Raw genomic sequence first — 6,270 nt, 5'->3', positions numbered from 1 at the left:
CCAGCGCCGCCGGCAGCGCGCCGCCAGTTCCCTTCGCCCCGATCATGCCGGCAGACCTTCCGCCCGCATGTCTTACTTGAAGGTCTCGGCGGCGGTCGCCAGCGTTTCCTTGCGCTTGCCGTAGACTTCCTTGGTGTCATATTTCAGGAGTGTCAGCTCGCTGATCAGCGGGCGATTTGCGGGAATGTCGGTGCGGGCCGGCATCAGCATCTGGTCAGCGACCAGCTTCTGCCCCTCATCCGAGAGCATGTAGTCGACGAACTTCCTGGCATCGTCCTGGTTCTTCGACGATTTCATGATCATCGCCGGACGCGGCGCAATGACCGTGCCGGACGCGGGGAAGATGACGTCGATGCTTTCACCCTTCGCCTTGGCGGCGAGCGTGATGTAGTCGACCGCGCCGAAGACGGCGGCCTTCGCGCCCTGCAGCACAGGGTTGAGCGCGTCAGCGTTGGCGCCGGCGATGATGGCGCCGTTGGCCTTCAGTTCCTTGAAGAGCTTCCAGTCGTCCTGCGCGGCCAGCGCCGCGGTGAGCTCGAAGGACGAGCCCGACTGCGCCGGATCGGGGATGTTCACCAGGTCCTTGTATTCCGGCTTGGTGAGATCGGCCCATTCCGACGGCCTTGGCGTGCCGCTCTTGGTGTTCCAGGCGATGCCGAGAGCGGAAATGCCTTGCGCCACCGCGGTGTCGGTCTTCAGGAAGTCCGGAACCTTCGCCGCGTTCGGGCTGGTATAGGCAAGAAGCCAATCGCGCTTGGCCAGGTCGGTAGCCGTATCCCAGGAGGCCGAAATGACGACGTCGACTACCGGGTTCGCGGCTTCCGCCTCGATGCGCGCCATGACCTTTCCGGTCGTCGCCTGAAAGACATTGACCTTGATACCGGTCTGCTGGGTAAATCCGGCCGACAGCTTGTCGATCAGGCTCTGCGGGCCGGCGGTGTAGACGGTGACGTCGGCAAGCGCGGTGGTGGCGAACAGGGCGCCGGCCGCAAGCGCCGCCGCGAAAATTGATTTCAACATGTTGGACATCCTTGTCATTGTTGACTTTCCTCCGCTGCAAACCAGCGAAGCCCGTTGGGCTCGACGACGAGCCCGATTCTGTCGCCGGCGCGATAGCGCGCCTCGCTCATCATCTGCACCGAGACAGGCGGGCCGGCGCCGTCGAGGCCTATGGACAGCGCATACCCTTCGCCGCGAAACTGCGCCTGCGTGACGGTTCCATCCATCGTGCCCTCGCCCGGAGGTGCCGCGCGCAGCGCCTTGCGAGCGAACATCACGCGCATGACGCGCGAGGCCGGAATGTCGGACGGACCCGGTATCACGATGCCGGTGCCGGCCAACCGCCAAAGTCCATCCTGCCAGATGGCATCCGCGGAAGCGCCGAGCTTCAGGAATTCCGCGATGGCGAGGCTGGCGGGAGCCTCGACCAGCTTCTGCGGCGAGGCCAGCTGCGCGATCTCGCCGCCCTGCATGACAGCCACTTCATCGGCAAGCGTGAAGGCCTCGCTGTGATCGTGGGTGACATAAACCGCCGTCAGCCCAAGGCTGGAGACGAGACGCGCGATCTCGCCGACCAGGGATTCGCGCAATTCACGATCGAGATTGGAGAGCGGTTCGTCAAACAGCACGATGCGCGGCTCCGCCACGATGGCGCGCGCAATCGCTACCCGCTGCTGCTGGTCGCCGGACAGATCGCTCGGGCGCCGCCCGGCCAGACCCTCCAGGCTGACGCGGGCAAGCGCGGCAAGAACGCGCCGCGTCCGTTCCTGCTTGCCGATCCTAAGCATTTCCAGCGGGAAGCCGACATTCTCGGCGACGCTCATATGCGGCCATAGCGCATAATCCTGAAACACCATGCCGAGGCCGCGCCGTTCCGGCGGCACGAAAGCGCCGGTCGCGGCATCGGCCATGGCCTTGCCGTCGATGCCGATCGAGCCGCGGGTCGGCGGAAGCAGGCCGGCGATCAGGCGCAGAAGCGTTGTCTTGCCGCAACCGGAAGGGCCCAGCAAAGCAAGCGTCCTGCCGCGATCAAGCCTGAAGTCGATACCGCGCAGGACAGGCGTTTCGCCGTAGAACTGATCCAGTCCCCGGACGTCGATGGCGAAAGCCGGATTCGGCTGGTTGGGTGAATGCATGACCACATTTCATCGGGAAGCCAGGGCCTCCGGAACAAGCGCGGGGAGCCCCGCGCCCCGTCCGCCGAGACAGCCACTAGGGTGGTCACATGACAGGAATATTAAATCCGGCGCCAAACATCCATCTGGGCGCGCGACGTTGGGTAATGTATTGATTTCTCTATATATTCTTTTGCTACGCGATCATAACCAGCATAGCGTCCGAATTCTGTAAGGTGTGGCGCACCGCCACGCACCGACTGGCGCGGGGCCGGCTTTCAACCTCGGACCGCCGCTCAGGCAGCTTTCTTCCTGGCGAGCCTTGCCTTGATCGACGCCACGTCGGCGCGCGGCGTCGCTGCGAACAGCGTCTTGGTGTAGCTGTGCTTGGGGTCAGAGAAGACCTCGTCGCGCGGGCCGTATTCGACCGCTTCACCGAAATACATCACCATGACATCGTCGGCGATGTAGCGCACGACGGAGAGGTCGTGGCTGATGAAGACGTAGGTCAGCTGGAATTCGTCCTGCAGGTCGGCGAGCAGGTTGAGCACCTGCGCCTGGACCGAAAGATCGAGCGCCGAGACAGGTTCGTCCAGCACAAGCAGGCTGGGATTGAGCATCAGCGCGCGCGCGATGGCGATGCGCTGGCGCTGGCCGCCGGAGAACATGTGCGGATAGCGGTTGTAGTGCTCGTGCCCGAGACCGACCTTCTTCAGCATCTTCATGGCGAGATCGCGCCGTTCGGCCGCCGACTTGTCGGTGTTGATCAGCAGCGGTTCGCCCAGCACGTCGCCAATCTTCTGGCGCGGATTGAGCGAGCCGTAGGGATTCTGGAAGACGATCTGCACCTTGCGGCGCATCTCCCGGGTCAACCCGCCCCTGGCGATGTCGACCTTGTTGCCGTCGATGAAGAGTTCGCCCGCGGTCGCCGGATCGATCAAGGTGATGATGCGGGCGAGCGTGGACTTGCCGCAGCCGGATTCGCCGACGATCGCCAGAGTCTTGCCCTTGTCCACGGTGAACGAGACGCCCTTGACCGCATGCACGGTACGCGGGCCGGAGAACAGGCCGCCGCCGATATGGTAGTCGCGCACGATGTTCTTGCCTTCGAGAACGGTCATGCTCATGAGGCGGCTCCCGCGGCGGCTTTGTCTCCAGCGGAAGGCGCCGGTTCGAACAGCATGTCCGAGACGGTCGGCAAGCGATCGCCAACGGCATTCTCCGGCAGTGCTGACAGAAGCGCGCGCGTGTAGTTGCTCTTAGGCGATTCAAACAGCGACAGCACGTCGGCCTCTTCCATCTTGCGGCCCTTGTACTGGACGATGACGCGGTCGGCGGTCTCAGCCACCACGCCCATATTGTGGGTGATCATGATCAGGCCCATGCCGTACTTGGCCTGCAGCGACACCAGCAGGTCGAGGATCTGCTTCTGGATGGTGACGTCGAGCGCGGTGGTCGGCTCGTCGGCGATCAGCAGCTTCGGATTGCAGGCGATGGCGATGGCGATCATGACGCGCTGGCACTGGCCGCCCGACATCTGGTGCGGAAACGAACTCAGCCGCTCTTCGGGTTCGGGAATGCCGACGAGCTTCAGGAGTTCGATGGCACGTGCCCGGCGTTGCGCGCGGTCCATGCCCATGTGGAAGCGCAGCACTTCCTCGATCTGGAAGCCGACCGTGAAGCACGGATTTAGGCTGGCGATCGGCTCCTGAAAGATCATCGAGATGTCCTTGCCGACGATCTTGCGCCGCTCGGACGGACTGAGCTTGAGGAGATCGACACCGTCGAAGGCCATGCGGTCGGCCTTGACCGTGGCCGTATTGGGCAGCAGGCCCATTACCGCCAGCATCGACACCGACTTGCCCGAACCCGACTCGCCGACGATCGCCAGCACCTCGCGCGGCTCGATCGAAAGGTCGATGCCCTGCACGGCCATGAACGGCCCGGCGGCGGTGTCGAAGGAAACGGTGAGGTTCTTGATCTCGAGCAGGGACATGCTCACGACCTCTTCAGCTTGGGGTCGAGCGCGTCGCGCAGGCCGTCGCCGATCAGGTTGATGGCGAAGACGGTGATCAGGATGGCGAGGCCGGGGAAGGTCACCACCCACCAGGCGCGCAGGATGAACTCGCGTGCTTCGGCGAGCATCGTGCCCCATTCCGGCGTCGGCGGCTGCGCGCCCATGCCGAGGAAGCCGAGTGCGGCTGCCTCCAGGATGGCGTTGGAGAAGGACAGCGTCGCCTGCACGATCAGCGGAGCGATGCAGTTGGGCAGGATGGTGACCAGCATCAGCCTGAGATGGCTGGCGCCGGCGACCTTGGCCGAGATCACATATTCGCGGTTCTTTTCCGCCATCACGGCTGCACGGGTGAGGCGCGCGAAGTGCGGCTGCAGCACGAAGGCGATGGCAATCATCGCATTGACCAGGCCCGGGCCGAGCACCGCGACCAGCACGAGTGCCAGAAGCAGCGACGGGAAGGCCAGGATGATGTCCATGATGCGCATGATCAGCGTATCGACCCAGCCGCGGCAGTAACCCGCGAGCAGGCCGAGTATGACCCCGGAGACGAGCGCCGTGGTGACGACGACGAAGCCGATGGCGAGCGAGAAGCGCGAGCCGTAGATCAGGCGCGAAAGGATGTCGCGGCCGACGGCATCGGTGCCGAGCAGGAACTGCGCGTTGCCGCCTTCCTGCCAGGCCGGTGGCGTCAGGAAGAAGTCGCGGAACTGATCGTCCGCGGAATGCGGGGCGAGCAGCGGTGCGAAGATGGCGACCAGGATCAGAAGCGCGAAGACGACGAGGCCTATCACCGCGCCCTTGTTGATCGAGAAATAATGCCAGAACTCGGCGAACATCTGCAGCCGTGCGTCCTGCTGTTTGACGACGGTCGCGGCTTCGACGGTGGCTGGGCCTTCATTGGTCATGTCAATTCGCCCGTATGCGCGGGTTGATGACGGCATAGAGCACGTCGACGATCAGGTTCACCGACATGACGATCAGCGCGATCAAAAGCAACCCGCCCTGCACGGTGAAATAGTCGCGCTTGGAAATGGCGTCGATCATCCACTTGCCGATGCCGGGCCAGGAGAAGATGCTCTCGGTCAGGATAGCGCCGGTCAAGAGCGTGCCGACCTGCAGGCCGATGGTGGTGACGACCGGGATCAGCGCATTGCGGAAGGCGTGCAGGCCGATGACGCGGCGGGGCGCGAGGCCCTTGGCGCGGGCGGTGCGCACATAGTCCTCACCCAAGACCTCGAGCATAGCCGAGCGCGTCTGCCTGGCGATGACGGCAAGCGGGATGGTACCGAGCACGATGGTGGGCAGAATGAGGTGCGACAGCGCCGAACGGAAAGCGCCCTTCTGCCCCGATATCAGTGAATCGATGGTCATGAAGCCGGTGACCGGCTTGAAGAAATACAAGAGGTCGATGCGGCCCGAGACCGGTGTCCAGTGCAGCATGCCGGAGAAGACGATGATCAGCAGCAGGCCCCACCAGAAGAGCGGCATGGAATAGCCGGCAAGTGCCGTGCCCATGGTCAGTTGGTCGAACCAGGAACCACGGCGGATCGCGGCAAAAATGCCGAAGGCGACGCCGAAGATGATGGCGAAGATCATGGCGAAGATGGCGAGTTCGACCGTCGCCGGGAACCGCACCAGGAAATCCCTGAGCACCGGCGTCTTGGTGGAGAACGAGGTGCCGAAATCACCGCTGAGGATGTTGGTCAGGTAGGTCAGATATTGTTGCCAGATCGGCAGGTCGAAACCGAACTGGTGCATGAGCGCCGTATGACGTTCGGGCGACAGTCCGCGTTCGCCCGCGAGCACCAGCACCGGATCACCGGGCAGGATGCGCACGAAGCCAAAAGCGAGGATGGTTATCCCGATGAAGGTCGGGATGATGAGGGCGAGTTTGCCGAGGATATAACGCAGCATGGCGGGCGAGGTGGAGCGGCGCCGATGTGGCGCCGCCCCGTTTCGCGAACCTTATTCGGCGATATCGACGCCGTCAAAGCGGTGGATGCCGAGCGGATCCATCGCAAAGCCGGTGACGGTCTTCTGCATCGGCATGAACACCTTGGAGTGAGCGAGCGTCGCCCATGGTGCCTGCTCCTTGAAGATGACCTGCGCCTGTTCATAGAGCTTGGCGCGCTCGGCCTG

6 protein-coding genes and 1 pseudogene are annotated in these 6,270 nt (G+C 63.7%); all 7 read right to left on the bottom strand.

The window, feature by feature from the left end; translation table 11 throughout:
• Window positions 1-72 precede the first annotated feature (72 nt).
• Window positions 73-1,020, bottom strand: coding sequence for an ABC transporter substrate-binding protein (locus tag J0I79_RS02485; RefSeq protein ID WP_292855146.1), 948 nt, complete (start codon window positions 1,018-1,020; stop codon window positions 73-75).
• A gap of 14 nt (window positions 1,021-1,034) precedes the next feature.
• Window positions 1,035-2,135: an ABC transporter ATP-binding protein gene (locus J0I79_RS02480; protein WP_292855145.1), complete on the bottom strand. Its 1,101-nt coding sequence runs from the start codon at window positions 2,133-2,135 to the stop codon at window positions 1,035-1,037.
• 275 nt (window positions 2,136-2,410) lie between these two features.
• Entirely contained in the window at window positions 2,411-3,235 is an 825-nt protein-coding gene (locus tag J0I79_RS02475; RefSeq protein WP_292855148.1) for a dipeptide ABC transporter ATP-binding protein, read from the bottom strand.
• A gap of 2 nt (window positions 3,236-3,237) precedes the next feature.
• Complete coding sequence (locus J0I79_RS02470; protein ID WP_292855143.1) at window positions 3,238-4,110, bottom strand: ABC transporter ATP-binding protein; 873 nt, start codon at window positions 4,108-4,110, stop codon at window positions 3,238-3,240.
• A gap of 2 nt (window positions 4,111-4,112) precedes the next feature.
• Window positions 4,113-4,967, bottom strand: coding sequence for an ABC transporter permease subunit (locus tag J0I79_RS02465; RefSeq protein ID WP_292855147.1), 855 nt, complete (start codon window positions 4,965-4,967; stop codon window positions 4,113-4,115).
• 70 nt (window positions 4,968-5,037) lie between these two features.
• The gene (locus J0I79_RS02460; protein ID WP_292855141.1) at window positions 5,038-6,045 is read right to left on the bottom strand and encodes an ABC transporter permease subunit; all 1,008 of its coding nucleotides are present in this window, start codon (window positions 6,043-6,045) and stop codon (window positions 5,038-5,040) included.
• A 51-nt stretch (window positions 6,046-6,096) separates the two neighbouring features.
• A pseudogene (locus J0I79_RS02455) lies at window positions 6,097-6,270 on the bottom strand (ABC transporter substrate-binding protein); the annotation flags it as partial.

The sequence above is a fragment of the Mesorhizobium sp. genome, assembly GCF_017306585.1.
In the GTDB taxonomy this organism is placed as follows: Bacteria; Pseudomonadota; Alphaproteobacteria; order Rhizobiales; family Rhizobiaceae; genus Mesorhizobium.
The sequence above is the reverse complement of the archived record's forward strand: the minus strand, read 5'-3'. Positions and strand labels throughout refer to the sequence as shown.